The organism is Rhizomicrobium palustre (assembly GCF_011761565.1).
GTDB classification, from domain to species: domain Bacteria; phylum Pseudomonadota; class Alphaproteobacteria; order Micropepsales; family Micropepsaceae; genus Rhizomicrobium; species Rhizomicrobium palustre.
In genome coordinates, this window is the sequence record NZ_JAASRM010000001.1 from 4,243,195 (window position 1) to 4,264,108 (window position 20,914).

14 protein-coding genes and 2 tRNA genes are annotated in these 20,914 nt (G+C 60.1%); 4 read left to right on the plus strand and 12 right to left on the minus strand.

Annotated elements, in window-relative coordinates:
- Positions 1-50: 50 nt before the first annotated feature.
- Complete coding sequence (locus FHS83_RS19140; protein ID WP_167085118.1) at positions 51-344, plus strand: hypothetical protein; 294 nt, start codon at positions 51-53, stop codon at positions 342-344.
- A 256-nt stretch (positions 345-600) separates the two neighbouring features.
- On the opposite strand, the gene FHS83_RS19145 is transcribed toward FHS83_RS19140, so the two are convergent.
- The 12 genes from FHS83_RS19145 to aroA form a co-directional block, all read right to left on the minus strand.
- Positions 601-2,115, minus strand: coding sequence for a S41 family peptidase (locus FHS83_RS19145; RefSeq protein WP_167085120.1), 1,515 nt, complete (start codon positions 2,113-2,115; stop codon positions 601-603).
- A gap of 40 nt (positions 2,116-2,155) precedes the next feature.
- The gene (locus FHS83_RS19150; RefSeq protein ID WP_167085122.1) at positions 2,156-3,265 is read right to left on the minus strand and encodes an AraC family transcriptional regulator; all 1,110 of its coding nucleotides are present in this window, start codon (positions 3,263-3,265) and stop codon (positions 2,156-2,158) included.
- Between the two features lie 33 nt (positions 3,266-3,298).
- Positions 3,299-3,595, minus strand: coding sequence for an integration host factor subunit beta (locus FHS83_RS19155; RefSeq protein WP_167085124.1), 297 nt, complete (start codon positions 3,593-3,595; stop codon positions 3,299-3,301).
- Between the two features lie 310 nt (positions 3,596-3,905).
- On the minus strand, positions 3,906-6,203 hold the full coding sequence (locus FHS83_RS19160; RefSeq protein WP_167085126.1) for a glycoside hydrolase family 2 protein: 2,298 nt from the start codon (positions 6,201-6,203) through the stop codon (positions 3,906-3,908).
- A gap of 279 nt (positions 6,204-6,482) precedes the next feature.
- Positions 6,483-9,422, minus strand: a complete 2,940-nt coding sequence (locus FHS83_RS19165) for a TonB-dependent receptor (protein ID WP_167085128.1) — start codon at positions 9,420-9,422, stop codon at positions 6,483-6,485.
- Between the two features lie 393 nt (positions 9,423-9,815).
- A complete protein-coding gene (locus FHS83_RS19170; RefSeq protein ID WP_167085130.1) occupies positions 9,816-10,922 on the minus strand; it encodes a glycerophosphodiester phosphodiesterase family protein in 1,107 nt (368 codons plus the stop codon).
- Positions 10,923-10,980: 58 nt separating this feature from the next.
- Positions 10,981-13,782, minus strand: coding sequence for a TonB-dependent receptor (locus tag FHS83_RS19175; RefSeq protein WP_167085132.1), 2,802 nt, complete (start codon positions 13,780-13,782; stop codon positions 10,981-10,983).
- A gap of 405 nt (positions 13,783-14,187) precedes the next feature.
- Complete coding sequence (gene rpsA, locus FHS83_RS19180) at positions 14,188-15,924, minus strand: 30S ribosomal protein S1 (RefSeq protein WP_167085135.1); 1,737 nt, start codon at positions 15,922-15,924, stop codon at positions 14,188-14,190.
- 247 nt (positions 15,925-16,171) lie between these two features.
- The gene (locus FHS83_RS19185) at positions 16,172-16,723 is read right to left on the minus strand and encodes a DUF922 domain-containing protein (protein WP_167085137.1); all 552 of its coding nucleotides are present in this window, start codon (positions 16,721-16,723) and stop codon (positions 16,172-16,174) included.
- 16 nt (positions 16,724-16,739) lie between these two features.
- Positions 16,740-17,372: a (d)CMP kinase gene (gene cmk, locus FHS83_RS19190; RefSeq protein WP_167085658.1), complete on the minus strand. Its 633-nt coding sequence runs from the start codon at positions 17,370-17,372 to the stop codon at positions 16,740-16,742.
- Between the two features lie 55 nt (positions 17,373-17,427).
- Complete coding sequence (locus FHS83_RS19195; protein ID WP_167085139.1) at positions 17,428-17,988, minus strand: TIGR00645 family protein; 561 nt, start codon at positions 17,986-17,988, stop codon at positions 17,428-17,430.
- Positions 17,989-18,280: 292 nt separating this feature from the next.
- Positions 18,281-19,624 carry a 3-phosphoshikimate 1-carboxyvinyltransferase gene (gene aroA / locus FHS83_RS19200; protein WP_167085141.1) on the minus strand — a complete coding sequence of 448 codons (1,344 nt, stop codon included), beginning with the start codon at positions 19,622-19,624 and terminating at the stop codon, positions 18,281-18,283.
- Between the two features lie 207 nt (positions 19,625-19,831).
- Here aroA and FHS83_RS19205 point away from each other — a divergent pair, with 207 nt between their 5' ends.
- From FHS83_RS19205 to FHS83_RS19215, 3 genes are all read left to right on the plus strand, one after another.
- Complete coding sequence (locus tag FHS83_RS19205; RefSeq protein ID WP_167085143.1) at positions 19,832-20,323, plus strand: TIGR02300 family protein; 492 nt, start codon at positions 19,832-19,834, stop codon at positions 20,321-20,323.
- A gap of 51 nt (positions 20,324-20,374) precedes the next feature.
- A tRNA-Ala gene (locus FHS83_RS19210) sits at positions 20,375-20,450 on the plus strand.
- A 153-nt stretch (positions 20,451-20,603) separates the two neighbouring features.
- A tRNA-Ala gene (locus FHS83_RS19215) sits at positions 20,604-20,679 on the plus strand.
- The last annotated feature ends 235 nt before the right edge of the window (positions 20,680-20,914 follow it).

Genomic DNA, 20,914 nt, shown 5'->3' on the forward strand with positions numbered 1-20,914 from the left:
CAAGCAGCAACATTAACAACCCACAGAAATAATTGCTGCGAAGGGGCCAAATGGCCTTGCCGATGCTGCGTGGATGGCTTGATGCGCGCAGCCTCTTCGTGATGCAGCGGCAAAATGTGAAAGCTGTCTGCGCGACGAGAGTCGCAAAGAAAAGCAATCAGATTGGTCCCCACCCTCTCGACAATTTTGTGCATGAATTTTGCCGTGAAGGCAAGAGCGCTGATCTGTGCGCGGATGAATTTCGAATCGCTGAAGCGCTGTTGAGGAATCGGATGAAGTCGGTTCTTGCGAACCGCGAGAAGTTGAAAAACGAGGGGCAAGCCGCAACATTGGGGAGCGCGTAGTTTTGTCTGTGTGCGACTCTTTACGGACGCGCATTGCAGGTCAGGTACACCCATGCACAAGCTGGGAAAGCCCACAAAAGGCACTCTTTCCACCAGGAAATTTCAGCTTAAAGCGCCCGCAAATTCTTGCTTTCTTAAGCCTTACCTGGATGAGAAAACGCCCGAAACTCCTCAGATTTCACATGAGGAGAAAAGGAATCGGGCGTTACGCTTGTGGATAACAAAATCACAAGACATCTGCGCGACAAAGCACAGGTTAATCGTGTGTATAACAAATTATCCGGGCACGGAAAATGTGCCCGGCCCCGGCACAAATCCGTTTCGCCACCGCGCGCACCGGATCACGCCCCGCCGCGACATCCTCTCGCGTGGGGGCGATGAAGACATCCGGCGCGAGCCCCGCATCCGGTTCGTCGCTGTCGGGGAAATAGCCAATCAGTGGCAGGTCCACTTCGAAGCCTGTCTCGGGCAATTTGAGGAAGAAAAAACAGCCGCCGTTGATGCCGCGCCGGTTACCGCCCGTGGGCGCCCCAACCAGCGTCGCGCGCGCCGACCGCTTCACCAGCTCAGCAAACTGGAAAGTGGCGGAAGAACAAATCGGCCCGATCAGCACCGCAACGTTTCCGGCGAAGCGAGGGCCAACAGGCAGCACTTCCCCACCCTCGCGCGCGCCAAGATCGAAATAGCTGGGGCGATCGGCTACGGGCGGCGCGCCAACCCCAAGCCTGTTGAAGGACAGGTCCCAGGTATCGAGCAGAGGGCGCAATGAAGGTGGAGTTTCGCGAAAGCGCACCAGACGGCGCCCGGGCGGGGGCGAAATGGGGCGATCCGTGAGGCGGGCGAGCAAGACATTGCCGCAATCAATCCCGCCCTCGTTTTCGCGAAGGTCGATCACCAGCCCTAGGGCTTTCGCAGCGATGAGCTGGTCGGCTACGCCATTGAGAAAGCCGCGCCAGTCCCATTTGGCGTCGTAAAGCGACCAATCAGGCATGGTGAGAAGGCCGGTGCAGTCCTCCAACGCAAAGCGCCAGCCATATTGCGGGTCTTGAGCCGCAGCTGTGCCGCGTTTGCCCTCTTCCGCTAGGACGAGGGAAGCGGATTTGCGCCGATTATCTGGTGTGCGGACGACCAGCTCCACCTTGCCGGGCGTTTTGGTGGGATGAAGCAAGGGACGGAGGACATCGAAGGCGGCAAAGCGGTCGCCACGATGGAGTTCGAGCTGGGCAAGGCGCTTGGCATCGTTATGGCCATCCGCGCGGGTGAGCGGCAGCATCTCCGAGAGGAGCTGCGCGACCGCGATGCCATCGATTTCCAGGATTTCGCTCCCGCGCGGCAGACCGCTTTCCAAGGGATCGGTGATGACCATCCGCCCTTGCAGGAAAATGGCGCAGAATGGTAGCCGATCGGCGCGCCCTAAAAGCTCCCGCTGCATAGTGCGGCGCTGATTGGCAGGGTTGGGGAAGGTATGGCCGCAGCGGATCGCCGCCGTCAGCCGCGCCAGCATGAGATAGACCTCCGCTGGGCTGCGCTCGCGGTTTGCCCAGGCGATTTCGCGATCAATCAGGCGGTCGAATTCCCCTGGGGCCAAATAGCGGGTCAACCCAGGATGCAAGGCGCCATAGGCTTCGCGGATGATCTGGAGGTCCCCTGCGATGGCTCTGGGGGAGACGTGATCCGGCAAGCCCTGGACGGGCTCAGCGGCAGCAGGAAGGGCGCTGAGGGTTGAGAGCGCGGCAGCCCCAGTCAGGACACGGCGGCGGTTGAGAGGCATGGCATCACTCCGGCGGAAACAGGATGAGCCAATCCGGTTTTCAGGGCTGCGGGCGCCTCAATTCCCCAGGCAAAGGCGCTGATGTGCCGTTTGCGACGCGATACTCCGATGGGGTCACGCCAAAGCGGGCCTTGAAGGCGCGGTTGAAGCTGGCCTTGGAGCCGAACCCCGCCTCCAGCGCGAGGACGAGAAGATCGCGGTCATCGCCGCCGCGGATACGCGCCGCCACCGCCTCGGCCCGAAGCCGCGCCAGTATGGCGGTGAAGCCTCCCTCCGCCGCGTTGAGGCCGCGTGAGAGGCTGGTGGTATTGGTGGCGAGGCGGCGCGCTAAGCCTTCCAGATCAAGCCCCTCCTCCCGCCACCAGTCTTCAGCCTGAAGCCGCGCGATCCAGACACGGCCCTCAGCGGCCCAATTGCGCTCTTGGGCTTCCTCGATCACCGGTCGGGGCCGATGAGCGCCGCGCCAGCCGTCCAGCCCAATCCAAAGCCCCAGCACCCCCAGCGCGATATAATAGGCAAAGAGGTCGAAATAGGTGACGGGGGCGACAAGCTCATCCCAAAGGTCATATCCCGCCCTGGCGGCGACCAGCAGGCCCAACGCCACCACGGGCGCGCGGAGCAGCCGGGCGGGTGACGGATCGCGCCGCCGCCCCTTCAGCCAGCCCTCATAGCGGCGCAGCCTGCGGGCGCTGGCGAGCGCGTAGCCCGCCATCGAAACCAACACCCCGAAGGAGGTCAGCGGGTTTAGATAGGGCTCCTGCACGGCGCCATCGAACCAGGTCTTTGTGGCGACCGGCCAGGGAAAGACCGCAGCGAGCTGGAAGAATTGCAGCGCGGGCACGATCCAATGGCGCCGCGCGATGGGACGATCCTCAGCAAGCGCGGTGACATAGCCATAGAGGCAAGGCCCCAGCGCCAAGGGAATGGCGAAAGGCGCGAAGCTGAGCCAAGGCCAGACGTCATAGGCCCCGGCGTAGCCGATCACGAAAGGCGTTAGCATCCCGGCAGTGACACACAACGCCGCCGCCAGAAGGCGGTTGGCGCGCTTATTCTCTGAACTGCGAAGAAGCAAAATGGCGAGCGCGAGAAGCTCAAACGCCAGCACGAGCAGCAACATGCTCCAAGACCCGATGCGAAAGGTTTCCTTCATCCGAAACCTCGCGACCGGTGCTGCCGCCTAAACTTAGCCGTTGACCGTGCCGCTCAGATTGAGGCGCTCGCGCAGCTCTTTGCCGGTACGGAAGAACGGCGCCCGCTTCTCATCCACTTCCACCGGCTCGCCCGTACGCGGATTGCGGCCCATGCGAGCGGGACGGACCTTGACGGAGAACGCCCCGAAACCGCGCAGCTCAACGCGATGGCCGTCCGCCAGCGCCTTGGTTATCTGGTCCAGAACGGTCGAGACGATCCGTTCCACATCGCGATGGTAGAGGTGCGGATAGCGCGCCGTCAGACGTGCAACCAGTTCGGATTTGATCATCCCCTTGCCCCTGACAGGAAAGGCCAGACGTGCTTCGCCTGGAACCGTTCCAGCACGGGTTAACCTACTGACAGCAAAGCCCGCCCGTCAACTGGAAGCCCCTGAAATCGCAGAGATTTTGGAGGGTGTGACGAATTTCCCCCCAGATTCGCATGAAATTTGGCCACCCTGAATGCGGGAATCGGCCTCCGTCGGGGCAATTTCGCACCGCTTTACCCCCTCAGCCTGCAACAATCTCCACACTGGTGATGTCCCGATTCGCGAGGAGGCACGCCCGCAGCAAGCGCTCTGCTGCGGGCGTCCTTTGTTTTCAGACCTCCTCGGCCTCGACGGCTGTGAAGCTCACCCGCACCGAGCGGTTGCCAAAGCGCGGATGGGTGGCGGTGAGCACCGCCTCGCCTGCTTTGTCGATGGCCTTCACCCAAACAGCCCCTACCCCGCCATATAGGGCGAAGGGGTTGTCGCCGATGAGCTCCGCAGGGCCTTCAAGTTTGAAGATGATGGGATCGTTGGCAAAGGGGCGGACATTGCCGAACTCGTCAGTAACGCGCACCACCACGCGGGTGACATCTGCCCCGTCGGCTAGAAGCGCGGTCTCGTCGGCCACAAGTTCAAAGGCGCGATCAGCACCGCGGCCCGAGATCTGGCGCGTCACCTTCAGCTGGCCGCCGATATAGCCCTCGACCTTGAGATCTCCCCAATTCCAGCCGAGCGCCTTATCGATGTCGACCGAGAACGGCGCGTATTTCAGATGCGGGAACTGCGCGCGGTCAGGATCAACCTCGGCAAAAAGCTTCCAGCCTTCCTTGCGCAAAAGGTAGAGCTTCAAGTGATCGCAATTGGACGCAAACATGGCGGTCTTCAGATGCTCGTTGCTGTCGCCGATGGCCCAATGGAAGGCCGGTTCCAGCACGATCTCTTTTTCCGGAGAGATTTGCGATTTGTAGAAACCCGCTGCCGGCTTGGGCAGGCGGAAGATGTCCATCACACCATGATAGCAGATGCGGTCGCCCGAACCGAAATCGCTGTGGGTAGCATAATCGAAGGCGCACCAGCCGATGGCACCGGAATATTGCTGGTTCGAGCCCTGGATATCGTGCATGCGGGCGTGACGAATGAAATGCTCCAGATGCCGTTCGTTGTTGTCGATGGACTTGGTCGGGAACATGTGGCCGCAGAATTCGGTGTTGAGATAACGGGTATGGCGCGGCGGGCGCAGCGGCCAGCCGAAATCATTCATGGTGAAGACGTCTTCGAGGAACTCTGAATCATAAAGGTAACGGATACCGCCGGTCTGGCGCGAGGTGTCGAGCTTATGGGCCAGCGCATTGGTGCGGGTGTAAAAGTCGTGATCGTCCTTGGATTCATTGATGCGCACGCCCCACAGGATGATCGACGGATGGTTCCAATCGCGCGTGATCATGCGCTCCACGTTGTCGACCGCGATGTCCTTCCAGGCCGCGTCACCGATATGCTGCCAGCCGGGAATTTCCTCCAGCACCAGCAAGCCAAGCTCGTCGCAAGCATCCAGGAAGTGACGCGATTGGGGGTAATGGCTGGTACGCACCAGATTGAGGTGAAGCTCGTTCTTCAAAATCCAGGCGTCGCGGCGCTGCTCGCGCTTGGGCATGGCCTGACCCACAAAGGGGAAAGTCTGGTGGCGGTTAAGGCCGCGCAGCTTGATCGGCTTGCCGTTGAGCTCGAAGCCATGCTCGGTGAATTCGGCATGGCGGAAGCCGAAGCGGCGGCTATCTTCATCGGCCACGGCGCCGTTCTCGATCAGGCGCACGCGCACGCTGTAGAGCTTGGGATTGTCGATATCCCAGAGCTTGAGTTTGGGCAGGCTGGCGAAGGAGACCACAGTTTCCTTGCCCGCAACTTGAGCTGTGGTTTTGGCGATGGTTTTGCCGCCATCTTCCAACACGACTTCGAGCTGCTGGCCAGCATGGCCCTCTTCCACATAGCACAGAACATCCAACGCAGGCTTCTGCAGCACATGCTTCGGACGGGCGAAGACATTGGCGATGAAGCTCTTCGGGACAATGCGTAAGTTCACCTCGCGATAAAGACCGCCGAAGGTGAGATAATCGATCTGATTGCCGAAGGGCGGGATATCGGCGCGCTCGGTGGAATCCACATCCAGGGCCAAAAGGTTTTCGCCCTCGAAGCTGACATGGTCGGTAAGCTCGAAGGAGAACGGGGTATAGCCCCCCTTGTATTCGCCAAGCTTCTTGCCGTTGAGATAGACGGTGGTGGCCGTCATCGCGCCTTCGAAATCGACAAAGATGCGCTTGCCCTTGGCACTCGCGGGCAAGCGGAATTTGCGGCGATAAAGCGAGACGAACTCGTATTCCTTATCGTCGAAATTGTGCCAGGGCAGCATCTTGTTGGTGTGCGGCACGGTCACCTTGGCCATGGCGCTGTCGTCAAAGCCCGGCTCGTGGCCTCCGCTGGGCACGGACGGCAAGAACCGCCAGCCGCGGTTCATGGGCAGGATGCGGCCCTTCGGCGCCTGAAGCGGCCCTGTGGCCGCCGCAAAGGCCTGCGCGCCCAGCGCCATCCCCGCCATTACCGTTCCAGTCGTCTTCATGAAATCCCGCCGATCCATGCGCATTCTCCCAATCGGCTCCACAGAGCCGTTCTAATTTATATGATAAAAATAAAGGGAATTTGCCGTGGGAGCAATCGAGCAGAGCGCACCGCCAGACAAGAATGTGTGAGCGGGGACCAACAAAAATGCGCCCCCCGAAGGAGGCGCAGGTGAGGAGGGTATCGGGCTTTGTAAGCCCAGAGAGCGCCCCGCTTCAGGGCTTAGGCCCTTGCGGGATCACTCCGGGGCGCACTGCCCGGCTGCCGCAATCTGCAACCGGGCTAGCATGCTCTAGGTTTAGAAGTTGGCGCGCAGGCCGACCATGTAACGACGGCCCGTCGCCAAATAGGAAACCCACTGATTGGAATAGCGCCCAACCGATTGGGTTTTGGCATTGAGAAGGTTATTGCCATCGAGCATCAGGCTGAAGTTCTCGGTGATGTCGTAGCTGATCTGACCATCGAGATAGCCCGTGCTCTTGATAAAGAGCGGCTCGTTGCCATACCCGGCATGAGCCTTGGAAAGGTACTTGTTGCGGTGGGTATAAGCCGCGCGGATACCCAGGGGGCCCTTTTCGTAGAACAGCGTCAGGTTCTGCGAGTTGCCCACCCCTTCCAGCGCAAAGCTCTTGGTGACGTCAGCATTGTTCTGCGCCAGCGTGGCCGGGCTAGCGACGAGCGTGATGTTCGCCGTCAGACCAAGACCATCGAACGGTTCCGGCAGCCAGACGAAGTTGTGCTGATAAGCCAGTTCCAGGCCGCGCACCGTGGCGCTGCCCGTATTATGCGGCCGGTACACGCTGAAGGTAGCTTTACCGCCCGCGAATTCGGGGATGTTGCCCGCATTCTTGATCGGGAAGACTTCGTTCTCGTTGCTGCCAACGATGAAGTCGTCGATCTCTTTCTGATACACAGAAAGCGAGAGGTAGCCGTTCTTCTGATAATACCATTCCAAGCCGAGATCGAAGTTGGTCGAGCGATAAGGCTTCAGATTGGGATTACCGTCGCTGGCCGTCAGCGTCCCATGGCGCAGCGTGCCATAATTGAGGCTAGGCTGCATATCCCACAGATACGGACGAGTGAGCGATTGGGACACCGCGCCTCTGGCCACAAGTTCATCGGTCAGATTGAGCCGGACGTTCATCGACGGGAGCAGATTGTCATAATCGTGATGGGCGACCACGCGAATAGCTGCACCCGTATCCGAGGTGCCGCCAGGCGCTGCCGGATCGACATAGACAGGCGTGAAGATCGTGATGTCGTTGCCCGAGGGCAGCAAATCCAGCAAGGTCTTCTGCTTGCCGACAATCATGTCGTGGGTGTGTTCCCAACGGACACCGGCATCGATGTTATATGGCAAGCCGCGGAAGGTGCCGTCGAGCGTGGCGCTGATATAGCCACCATACACCTCTTCACGCACCATCGATTCACCGCCCGAAGACGGCCGCGAAACGAGGTAATTCGAGGCGCGATTCAAAAATGATTTCGCATTCGCCGGATTATAGTTCGGGCTCGCCGGGTTGTTCCAATTCATATAATCCGAAAGCCAGGCCGCATTGGCTTTGACATAAGCCGGATCATAGGTCTTCGGGTTATTGATGTCGGCGGCCCCGGCCACAGCCTTGGACGCGACCCCGCGCAGATAATTGAGATACTCGTTGGGGTCGTAGGTCAGCCATTGGGTCGGATAATTGCCCTTGCCCACGAAATTGTCGCCAGCATTGAAGACATGCATCAGGCTGGAGGGAATGTCCGCGGTATAGCCACCAAAGAGGTTCTGCTCCAAAGTGTCCATGCCGTGGCTTTGCTTGTTCTCACGCCAGTAGATGGCACCGAATTTCACATCGGTCAGCACGCCGAGACCGGCGTTCCAAACACCATCGAATTTGACCTGCGAGGTAACATCGCGGGACTGCCCGCCACCGTTGCCGTACCAGGTCGAATGGGCCTTGTTGATGTCGGTATTGCTGAAATCGTTCTGGCCGAACGTGCCATCAGCGCCCTGCACCGTGACATTGGGAATGCCAGAGCCGGTGTTGACGTATTGGGCGATGCTGTGATGCCCGATGACGAGGAAGCCGCCAGGGCCATCGGTCCGGTACGCGGCTGAGTTGGAGGCATCAAGGCGAAGATCAATCGGCAGGCCGCCGACATTCTTCCATTTCGCATTGAAGCCAGTCTGCTGGGTCACCGTCGGCGAACCGCCGAAATTGACGACATAGTCGGTGGACTCGCTGTTGTCGGTCGTCATGCCGGTCACGGTCTTATTGGCGCCGAGCGTCAAAGCCGTGACGTTGCTCTGCGTGAACCAATGCGACAACTGGCGGAACATGTTCTTGTCGTTATAGCGGTTCCAGATCGCATCGACCGTCAAGACGAGATCGTCGATAGGCTGATACTGGATCACGCCATTGACGGTCTTGCGCTCGACCTTGTCCGTATGAACTTCATAGGTCATGTCGCGCGGAGAGAAGACGCCCTTCGCCAGATCGTGCTGAACATTGTTGGCGTCGGTATAGCCGACCGTCTGGTTGGGCAGATAGCTTTCCACGCCTGCGGAATTCTGGCGCGTATCGCGGCTCTGATACGAGGCCGAAACCATCACGCCGAGTTTGCCGCCCATGAAAACGTCGCTGTAGAGACCGAACACCGACGGCGAGGTCTTGGCCGCAAGATCCTCATAGTTTTCCTTGGCCGTCACCACGATCTGCTGCTTGCCGATTTCCAGAGGATGAGGCGTGCGTAGATTGACAAGGGCACCGATACCGCCGCTTTGCTGCGAGGCCGTCGAGCTCTTATAGACATCTGCGCCGGAGATCAGTTCGGCGGGCAGAAGCTCGAAGCTGAAATCGCGTCCGCCATTCAGATTGCCAATGGGGCGATCATTGACGAAGACCGAATTGAATTGCGGGCCGAAGCCGCGCACCGTGATCTGCGAGCCCTGCCCCGTGCCGTCACGGCTGATGGTGACGCCCGGCATGCGCTGCAGCGCTTCGGCCACGTTGGAGTCCGGAAATTTGCCGAGGTCTTCGGCAGTGATGGAGTCAACAACCGCGGCAGAACTGCGCTTGATGTCCATGGCACGCTCCAAGCTGGCGCGATAGCCCGTCACCGTTACGGTTTCGAGTGTGGAGTTGTCCTGCGCCATTGCCGGCGCGAACCAGAGCGGCAGTACTGCCGACCCCACAAAGGCCACCGATCCCAACATCGTGGACCGTTTGATACCTATTGCAAACATAGAAGATCCTCTCCCTGCTGGCGGGCTTGGGCGCTGTTTTTGTTGCCACAGCCCGCTCCTTGGCTCCCCCGGCTAGAGAGGACGAGTACCCCGCTCCTGGTCTGCCGGATGTATTCCAATGGTACTAAAGGGAGAGGCGATTACAATATTTGTATTATAAATCATATAAGATGGTAGCGCTAACTTTTTGATTTTGCAACCAATGGGTTATCATTTCGTACAAGACAAAATCAGAAGTTACGCAGTCTGTGATTGAGTCTCAGAAAATACGAAACATGAGCGCTCACTTCCCTGCTCGGCGCAAAGCGGGTGAGTCCCGAATGTCGTCGCTCCGGATAAAAACAAAGCCCGGAGATCCGCCCCGGGCTTGATGATCTGAGAAGCTGAGGTCGATCAACCGGTGAAAAGATCTACTGCGAGACGGCCAACCGCGGGATCATCGGTGAAAAATCCATCTAACCCAGCGCGCAGATAATGATGGATCTCGGCGACTGAGCCTTTGACATTGCGGGCATTGGGGCCCTGCCCGTCGCGGAAATCGGCGGCGATGAATTGGTTCTCGGGCCGGAACTCATAGCCATGCACGGTGAGCCCCGCCTGATGCGCCTGTTTGATCATGGGATGGGGTGCGCCGAGGAAGCCGTCAGCCTTCATCGGGATCAGGGTACGCAAATCCGGCGAAATGATCTCGGCATAGGTTGCGATCTCCTTCAGACCTTGCGGCGTGATCATGTCGCCATAGGTGGTGCTGCCGCCTTTCAAGGTGACATCCATCGGCTTCATCGGCAGATCATCGATCAGCTGCATCAGACGGATGTTCCCCGGCCGTCCCAGCTTCTTGCGCAGATATTGCAGCGGTGGCACCTCGAAACACTGAATGATCAGCGGCGCGCGCTTGAGATAACTGTGGCGCGAGAGGATGTCGAGGAAACGATCCTCCAGCGGCAGCCCGGCAGAGGCGAACAGTGCGGGCATCTTCAATTCCGGCACAATGCCGATCAGGCGCCCACGGGTGGCCGATTCCGCTGCCACAAAATCAATGATGTCTTCGAAGCAGAGGAAGGTGAACTCGCCATCGAAGACGGTATTGGCCGGGCGAATGGCGGGGATGCGCTCCTTGAGGCGCAGGGTCTTAAGCTCTGCCAAGGTGAAATCGACCACAAACCAGCCATCCAGCGCACCAAAAGGCGACGTGATCTTGCGGCGGCGGGAGGCAAATTCAGGCCGCTCCGCGACATCGCAAATATGGCTGAGTTCGGCCTCATGCAGCGCAACCAGGCGGCCATCCTTGGTGATCTGAAGATCGGGCTCAATGAAATCGGCGCCATCGGCGATCGCCTTGGCATAAGAGGCCAGTGTGTGCTCGGGCCGTAGCGCAGGCGCGCCGCGATGCCCCAGAACCTCGATCGTGCGCCCGCCAGATGCCGCGGCGGAGCCCGCCATAGAGGCCATTGCAGCCGCACCCGTCGCCGATTGCAGCACATTTCGCCGTGTCACCATGTTTGCGATCTCCCTGAAAAGAAAAAGGCGCCCCGGTGTGTGCCAGGGCGCCGTATCATCACATCTGATAGCCGAGGGTGACGCGCAGCATCGGGCCAGTTTTCACATAGGAGCCATTGCCGCCACCGCTCTGGGTGCCGAGATACGCCGTCGATTTGCCGTAGGTCTTATAGAACATTGGCGCATCGAGCAGGTTTTCTGCCTGGAAGCCGAGTTGGATACGGTCCAGGTGATAAGCGACATTGAGGTTCATCACCCGCGTCGCCTGCATATACATGTCGAGATTATGCGAGGTCAGGCTGAGAAGCTGACGGCCTACATATTGATAGGTCAGATCCGCGCTGATCGGGCCGTTGTCATAGGTGAGCCCGAGGTTCGACATGAAGCCCGGGGCGCGCGGCAGATCGGTGCGGCGGCCATTGTGATCCGCACGCAGGCTGTCGGCCGAGCTGTGCTGCCAAGTGAGGTTGCCGTTGACGCTCAGCCCCTCCAGCGCTTCATGCAGATTGGAGAGCGGATAGCGGGCGTTGAATTCCATGCCCGCGATATCTGCATCCCCGCCGTTCTGCGGCATGGAAGTGAATTGCGTGATGGTCTTGGGCTGGCCGTTCACCTGCCCCGGGACGGAGATCGCATCCGTATTGGAATTGGAGGCGGCCGATTCACCCGAAGCGGTCGAGGTATAGATGAAGTGTTGGATCTTCTTATAGTAGCCGTTGAGCTCCAAGAGCATGCCGTTGCCGCCATAGTATTCGGCGCTGGCATCGAAGTTCCAAGCCGTCGCGGGCTTCAGCGCAGGGTTGCCCTGGCTGATGGAGATATTGCCCGTGCCGGGATCAGTAGAGGTGGTCTGCGGCGCGGCGATCAAGCCAAAGGCCGGACGCGAGAAGGAGCGGCGGGCCGAGGCGCGATAGACGAACTCGGACTCCGACGGGCGATAGGTCAGGTTCAGGCTCGGCAGAAGTTCGCCATAGCTGTGGCTGGTGGAGGTGAAGGAACCGGTGCTGGTGTTGTTTTTGCTCACCACCGCCCAATGGGTTTCATGGAAGTTGGTATATTCATAGCGCAGGCCCGGCACTGCGGTGAGATCGCCGAATTTCAGCGTGCCTTCTGCATAGCCCGCCACGATGGTTTCCTTGCCACGTACCGTCTGACCATTGAAATCGGTCAGGGTATAAGCGCCAGGATTGTCCGTGCCGTTGCCGGAGACTTGGTTGGTGTATTTGTAGGGCAGCACCGCATTGAGGAAGTAGTTGCGATCGTAGACCTTGACCATGCCCTGATATTGGCTGTCGAAGGCGCCGGAGACGACGCGGCCGGGCATCTGACCAACGGTCGGACCAGCCGGATTATACCAGGGGCGCACATCGCCCGCCGGGCCCTGAATGACGAAGTTGTCGTTGTTGTGGAAGAAGTAGTGGTTGTACTGGTCGCGATCTGAGCTATTGGCATTGAAGCCGAACTTGATGCTTTCCAGCACGCCTTCGTTGGCGGCGAAAGTCGTATCCAGCTTCAGGCCATACATCTGATTGGAGGAACCGATCTGGCGGCCCTGGAACTTCCAAAGCTTGGAGGTTGAGGGGCTGTAGAGGAACTGATCGGTCGCCGAACCATCGGTGGTGATGGTGAGGTTCGCCGGATTAGACGTATTGAACAGCGCCGAACCATCCAGCTTAGGCATCTCATAGAAGCTGGCTTCCACGTAATACGGCGTGGAGGAATCCGAGAGGCCGTAGTTGAGGTTGGCATCCACCGTCCAGCGGCCGGAATTCAGCGTTCCGCCCGATTGCAGGGTGAAGAGCTGATCATCGGCATCGCGGGTCTGATAATAGCTGGAGGCGCGCTCTCCCTGCCCCGAGAGCACACCATTCTTATAGAAATCACTGGTGGCGCCGGTGATATAGCCGAGGAACGAGCCCATGGCGGCGAACTGGTTGTCGTTACCGCGCGTCTGATAGCGGCCATAGCTCGAACGCAGGAAGAGCGTGAGGTCTTCGGTCTTGTAATCGAAGTTCAGCGTGCCGCCATAGCGGCGGGTCAGGTTTTCATAATAGTCGAAGCGCACGCCGACCGGCGAAATCCCGCCCTTCAGCGTGGAATAATCGTTGATCGCGGCTTCCGACTGCAGCGTCGGCTTGTAGTCGAGGGCTTCGACGGTCTCGCCCACCGTGTTGCGCAGATCGTAATAGGCCGAGGCGAAAACACCGAAATTATTGCCGAAACGGTTGGCGACGGAAACCTCGCCCGAACCGCCGGCCCAATCGGCGCCGCGGTCCTTGGCCATCAACGACATGTTGCCGCCGAGTTCGGCCTTCATATAGAAGCCGTCGTAATTGAAGGCGGAGGGCGTGCGCAGATCGACGATGCCGCCAATCGCAGCGCCATCATCTTCGGCGAGCGGCGTCTTGTTGACCTTCACTTCCGAAATCGAGGACGGCGACACCATGCGCAGCGACAGCGCGCGGGTATTGGGATCGGCGACCGGCACCTGTACGCCATTCAGAAGATAGGCGTTGTAGCTCGAATCCAGGCCGCGCAGGGTGAGGTATTCATGCTCGCCCGTGGCCGCCATGCCCTGCCCCATATCGCTATAGGCGGTGACGCCGGGAAGACGGCTGACAACATCCACAATGCTGGCGGCGGGCGCGCGCGAAATTTCGTCCAGCGACATCACGCTGGTGGTGCGCGTATCGGCCTGCTTGGAGGCGATCACGTCATCGCGCTTCACGCCATAAACGCGCACAACTTCAACGTCAGAGCTGTTGCCATCAGCCGCCATCGCGGCCCCCGCCAGCCCCGCCGCAGCGCTCAATAAAACCGCTGTAGAAACACCATTTCGAAGAAAGCCATAAAAACGCATGGATCACCCTCTCGCATGGATTCGCACGCGGCACGTACAATGCGCGCGCGGAGCCACTTACTTTTCACCTGCGCATTTTGCGCTGCGGGAGGTATCGAGGATGGTTATGACAACAACGACAAAGTTTTCCGTCGCCGCGATGAATGTATACGATTTGAGAGAGCTCGCGCTGACACAAAGCTTGAATGACGCCATGCCGCGACACGAACAGCGCCGATGCGCGCGTAAAGGTGGAGCGCAACCCACAACTACTGGAATGATTTTGTTATCACTCTATTAGGCTGCGAGTTTTCGCGCGCGCGGACGGAAAAGTTCCGTGCCTTGGGTCGTTGCGATTCGCGCCGCGGCCAAACAAAAAGCCCGGGGATCGCTCCCCGGGCTTCGTATTCACAAGAGTAAGAAATCCTACTCTTCGTCGCCGGTCTGGCGCTTGCGCAGCGCGGCACCGAGGATGTCGCCGAGGCTCGCACCCGCATCGGAGGAACCGTACTGAGCGACGGCTTCCTTCTCTTCGGAGATTTCGCGCGCCTTGATCGACAGGTTCACCTTGCGGCTTGCTTTGTCGAACGCGGTGACGAGGGCATCGATCTTGTCGCCAACGCCGAAACGTTCCGGACGCTGATCGGCGCGATCGCGCGCGAGATCGGAGCGGCGGATGAAGGAACGCATGCCGCCATCGAGCTGAACTTCGACGCCGCCATCGTTGACTTCGGTGACGACCACGGTGACCACGGCGCCCTTGCGCAGCGGGCCGGCCTTCTCGATCGGATCCTGGTCAAGCTGCTTGATGCCGAGGGAGATACGCTCCTTCTCGATATCCACGTCGAGCACCTTGGCGCGGACCTTCTGGCCCTTCTGGTAGTCGGCCACGGCCTGATCGCCCGGCTTTTCCCAGGAAAGGTCGGAGAGATGGACCATGCCGTCGATCTCGTCGGCAACGCCCACGAACAGACCGAATTCGGTGATCGACTTGACTTCGCCTTCGACGATCGTGCCGACCGGGTGATCCTGAATGAACTGCTGCCAGGGGTTTTCCTGGGTCTGCTTCAGGCCGAGGCTGATGCGGCGTTTGTTGGAATCGACTTCCAGCACCTGCACATCGACTTCGGTGCCCGGGGCAACGATCTTGGACGGGGCAACGTTCTTCTTGACCCACGACATTTCGGAAACGTGGACCAGACCTTCGACGCCCGGTTCCAGCTCCACGAAGGCGCCGTAATCGGTGACGTTGGTGACTTTACCCTTGAAGCGCGAGTTCGGCGGATACTTCGCAGCAACGCCTTCCCACGGATCGGTCTGCAGCTGCTTCATGCCGAGGCTGATGCGCTGGGTCTCGTGGTTGATCTTGATGATCTGCACGGTGACCGTCTGGCCGACCGTGAGCACTTCGGTCGGGTGCGAAACGCGGCGCCAAGCAATGTCGGTGACATGCAACAGGCCGTCCACGCCGCCCAGATCCACGAAGGCGCCGTAATCGGTGATGTTCTTGACCACGCCTTCGACAACCTGCTTTTCCTGCAGGGAGGCGACCAGCGAGGAACGTTCCTCGGCGCGGCGCTCTTCGAGCACGGCGCGGCGCGACACGACGATATTGCCGCGGCGGCGATCCATCTTCAGGATCTGGAACATCTGGGGCTGGTTCATCAGCGGGCCGACATCGCGCATCGGGCGCACGTCAACCTGCGAGCCGGGAAGGAACGCCACGGCGCCGTCGAGGTCGACCGTGAAGCCACCCTTGACGCGGCCGAAGATGACGCCCTGCACGCGGGCCTGATCGTTGAAGGCCTTCTCGAGGCGGACCCAGCTCTCTTCACGGCGGGCCTTATCGCGCGACAGGACGGCTTCGCCCATCGCGTTCTCGACGCGCTCGAGATAGACTTCCACTTCATCGCCGACAGCCACTTTCGGCGCCATGCCGGGCATGGCGAATTCCTTGAGCGAGATGCGGCCTTCGGTCTTCAGACCGACGTCGATCACGGCGAAATCATTCTCAATCGACACCACGCGGCCCTTGATCACCGAACCTTCGGCGGGGGACTGGGTGACGAAGCTCTCTTCGAGCATGGCCGCGAAATCCTCGCGGCTGGGGGATGAAATGGATTCGTCACGGACTTTGGTGACGGAATTCTGATGGCGGGCCATGGGTCCTCGTGTGTAGTAAAACGACGTGTGCCGGTCCGGATGGCTCCGGGCGGACTTCCATACGGGCGTGCGCCCGCATAGCGGTTGGTTTGGTTCGAAAAGTTCGGGAGGCCGATACTGGCGCCGCCGGGTCTCCTAAAACCCCTGGGCAGGCTAGATCGGCGCGTTCTCAACCCGGAAACCGGGCCGAAACCTGCCGCGAACGAGCGGGGATATACAGAAACCCCGGCAAATGGGCAAGAGCGGGTTAGTCCGCCTTTCGGCCATGGTCGGTTTGGGCGTCGTAGCCCAGGGTATAGGTCTTGATGCCATCAAGCACCGCCGCGCCAGCCTTATTTGCCGCCTCGCAAGAGGGAGCCCCCTTTATCGCGGCCAGCAGTTGAGGAAGGTGGCTGTAGGCATAGCGGGCTTGGTCTGCCTCGCGCTGGCGCAGCTTGGCCAGATAGGCATTCCACTCCTTCAGTACATCCGGCGCGACGAGGTCTGCCAAGCTCGGCAGAATGACGAAAGCGCGGAACGACGCCGTAGTGGTGGAGAGGTCGCACTTGCCCTCTCCCTCGACCTTCCACGTCCAATCGAAACTCCACTCCGTCCGCGCGGCCAAATGGGCAGGGCTATTCAAATCCCGCGGACCGTTCTCGTAGATCGATTGCGAGATCTTCTCCATGGAGACGCCGGTGACATCGTAATAGGCAAAGTGAACGTTCGGGAGTTGGTCAAACGGGTCAGGCGCCTCCTCGGCCTGAACGGCCGAACAGGCCAGGAGCAGTGCCGCAGCCGCGCCGCATTTGCCAATCATAGCTGCCCTCCGCGCATTAGCGCGCGGCAGCGATCCTGGGCTCCACAATGGCGAGCGCCGCCGCGAAGGCAGCTTCTACGCCCAGATCGGTTGTGTCCAGCAGAACTGCATCTTCTGCGGGTTTCAGAGGGGCGACGGCGCGGCTTTTGTCGCGCTCATCACGGGAAATGATGTCGGCGAGGACGGCGGCCTCTTCCGGCGGATTGCCTTTTGCGGCGAGTTCCAGCCAGCGCCGGTGCGCCCGGACTTCCGGGGTGGCGTCCACAAAGAGCTTGGCGGTGGCCTTGGGGCAGATGACGGTGCCGATATCGCGGCCATCGATCACCGCGCCGGGCGCCTTGGCGGCATAGGCCCGCTGGACATCGAGAAGCGCCGTGCGGACGGCGGGATGGGCGGAGACGATGGACGCCCCTACCCCCATCTCGGCGGTACGGATGGCGGGGTCGCCGCAGCGGGCGCAGTTGAGCGCCTTGGCGGCGGCCACCGCATCGGCCTCGTTGTGCGGGTCCTTACCGGCTTCGGCCACGCCCAAGGCCACGAGGCGGTACAGCGCCCCGGAATCCAGATAGTGAAAGCCAAAATGGGCGGCGAGCTTCTTGGCCAAAGTACCCTTGCCCGAAGCCGCAGTGCCGTCGACGGCGATAACGATGCTCATGCCGCGCCCATTAGCTTGGAACGCGCGGCGGAGCAACTGGGGCCTATTCTCACGGCTCGTGCGGCAGGTGGTGCTTTTTGTTGTTGGCTTCGGTCTTGGAGCCGATCCAATCCATCAGCGCGAAAAGCACGCCAGAGGCGAGGAAGGTCATGTGCAGGCCAACCAGCCACGCCATCTTTGGGGAATCGATCTCACCGCCGACCTTGGAAATCTCCATGAAGGCGCGCAAGAGCGAGATCACCGAGATCGCCACGATGGAGCCGATCAGCTTCATCTTGAGGCCGGAGAAATCCAGCGTTCCCATCCAGCTCGGACGATCGACATTGCCATGGGTGTCGATCTTGGAGACGAAATTCTCGTAACCCGAAAAGATCACGATAATCACGAGGTTTGAGGCGAGCGAGAGATCGATCAGCGACAGTACCAGCAAGATCACATGCTCGGGATCGAGCGAGAAATGCACGAAGACCGATTCATAAATCTCATAAAAGAAGCTGCCGAGCAGCATCACCAGCGTGCCGACGAGGCCAAGATAAAATGGCGCCAACAGCCAGCGCGCTTTGAAGAGAATGATTTCCAGAAAGCCTTCTAACCCGTGGCGCTCGCGCATTGCCCTCTCCCGCATACCCAGCTCTCAAGTTAGGGCTGCGCGACACTTTGGCAAGAGTTGCTGAATGAAATTTCCTGCATTCGAAAAACGCGAAAATTTACGTTCGAATACCTGATTTTCCCTGCAAGCGACTGAAACAGCTAGAAAATCAGACGAAAATTTGCACTTCACAGCGACGCAATAAGCTGGCTCACAACGACTTCAAAATAGCATCAAATAACTTTGAGCCGTTGCGCACTGTTGACTGAAATGGGAAGCGGGCGCGGGATTTTCAAGAACCCCGCGCATAGTTTCAGGCCGCTTCGAACACCGCGCCAAGATCTTTCATCAGGCTTTCGAAGACCGGAAAGCTGGTCGCGATCATCGCGGCATCATCCACCATGACAGCGCTCTTGGCGGCAAAACCCATCACCAGAAAGCTCATGGCGATGCGGTGATCCAGATGCGTGACAACGCTGCCGCCGCCCGGCACCCCGCCCACACCCATGCCATGCACGATCAGGCCATCGGGCAATTCTTCCACGGTAACGCCATTTGCGCGAAGGCCTGCGATGATGGCGGCAAGACGATCGCTTTCCTTCACCCGCAATTCTTCCAGGCCCCGCATCACGGTCTTGCCTTCCGCGAAAGCAGCCGCAACGGAGAGGATGGGGAATTCATCGATCATGTCGGAGACGCGCGCGGGCGGCACTTCAATGCCCTTCAACTGTGAGGCACGCACGACGAGATCACCGACCATCTCCCCGCCCGCATCATGGGCGTTCCGGATTTCGAGATCAGCGCCCATCTCTTTCAGCGTGTCGAAGAGACCGGTACGGCGGGGGTTGAGCATCACATCGGTCAAGGTGACTTCCGAGCCCGGCACGATCAGTGCCGCCACCAGCGGAAACGCAGCGGAAGACGGATCGCGCGGCACGGCAATCTTGATGCCCTTCAACTCCGCTTCGCCGGTGATCGAAATCACCTCGCCACCATCTTCCGCAGGCCCGACGGTGATATTGGCGCCGAAGGCCTTCAGCATGCGCTCGGTGTGATCGCGGGTCAGCGTGGTCTGCGAAATGCGCGAAGTGCCCGGCGCATTGAGGGCGGCGAGCAGCATGGCCGATTTCACCTGCGCCGAGGCCATCGGCACATGATAGGTGACGGGCATGGCCTGGACGGCGCCCTTCACGGTTAACGGCATCAACCCGCCCGGCTGGGCCTCATATTCAGTCCCGAAAAGGGTCAAGGGCTCCAGAACCCGCTTCATGGGGCGCTTCCGAAGTGACGCATCCCCCGTAAACACGGCCGAGACCGGCGTGGTGGCCATCGCCCCCATCATCAGGCGCGAGCCGGTGCCGGCATTTCCGAAATCGAGCACATCCTCAGGACGGCGCCAGCCGCCGACACCCGTGCCGGACACTTTCCAGGCCCCCGGCCCTTGGCGGACGACCGAAGCGCCAAATGCGCGCACGGCATTGGCCGTGTTCAGCACGTCTTCGGCCTCCAAAAGCCCGGTAATCCAGGTTTCTCCCAGAGCCATGCCCCCCAGAATCAAGGAGCGATGGGAGATGGATTTGTCCCCCGGAACCGTGGCCAAACCCTTCAAGGCAGGCGACGGGCAGCCCTTGAGCGGGCGAGCGGCGGGGTGAGACATGGCAAATCCTCCGGGAACGGGTGAGCGGAATTGGGTCCTTGCCTAGCCTAACCGGAGGCCCCGTCAAGGCCTGCCCCGGCCCCTTTCGGCCCAACTTAGGAATAAGTATCGAGGGTAAGAGCGATTTTGCCGCTTCATACCCTTTGACAGCGCGCCCCAACCATGGCAAATGGCGCCCCCTTCGGAAACGAACCAGGACTTCGCAAATTGGTCAAAGCTGATCTTGGAACTAAGCGCGTGTGCCCGAGCTGCGGGGCGCGTTTCTACGATCTCTCCAAGCGGCCCATCGAATGCCCGAAGTGCAGCTTCGCGTTCGAGCCGGAAGCTTTGTACAAGCAACGCCGTCCGCGCCAGCCGGAAGCAGCCCAAGCTGCCCCGGATACCGAGGATGAGGAGGCTGAGGACGACGCCGCCGAGACCGAAGACGAGGACGAAGACGCCATCGTCGAAAAGGTCGAGGGCGAACCCGAACTCGACGCCGGTGACGACGACGAAGCCGAGGAAGAAGTGGATGCCGTTGAACCCGGCGACGCCGAATCCGGCATGAGTGTTGTCGAAGGCGACGACGCGGCGCTCGAAGACCTCGACGACGAAGACGTCGATGATGACGACGACGACGGCCTGCTCGAGGAAGTCGAAGAAGACGAAGATGATGTCAGCGGCATTATTGATGCTGACATTGAGAAAGACGAACGCTAAAGAGTTCGCCTACCGAGTTTCCCCGCTCCCCCAGGAACGGGATTTAAGATTGGGGCCATAGCTCAGCTGGGAGAGCGCCTGCATGGCATGCAGGAGGTCAGCGGTTCGATCCCGCTTGGCTCCACCATCCTACGCTGCGCAGCAAGCAGTGGATGCCGCGACGAAGCCGCTAGGCGAAGTCGGGCTTTAATTGGACAGCGCAGCTTCGGCTCGGCAAGCCGAATATGCGGATGAAGTTTAGAGTTGCCTCCCCTTCCCCCCAGGATCGGGAGTTTAAGATGGGGCCATAGCTCAGCTGGGAGAGCGCCTGCATGGCATGCAGGAGGTCAGCGGTTCGATCCCGCTTGGCTCCACCATCCTACGCTGCGCAGCAGCGGAGGATGCCGCGCCGAAGTGCGATAGCACGCAGGCGGGCCTCCTCGGACCGCGCAGCTTCGGCTCGGCAAGCCAGTCTTTCTTATCGATTTTCTCTTTCACGGCTACGCTGCGCAGCGGCGGAGGATGCCGCGCCGAAGTGCGATAGCACGCAGGCGGGCCTCCTCGGACCGCGCAGCTTCGGCTCGGCAAGCCAGTCTTTCTTATCGATTTTCT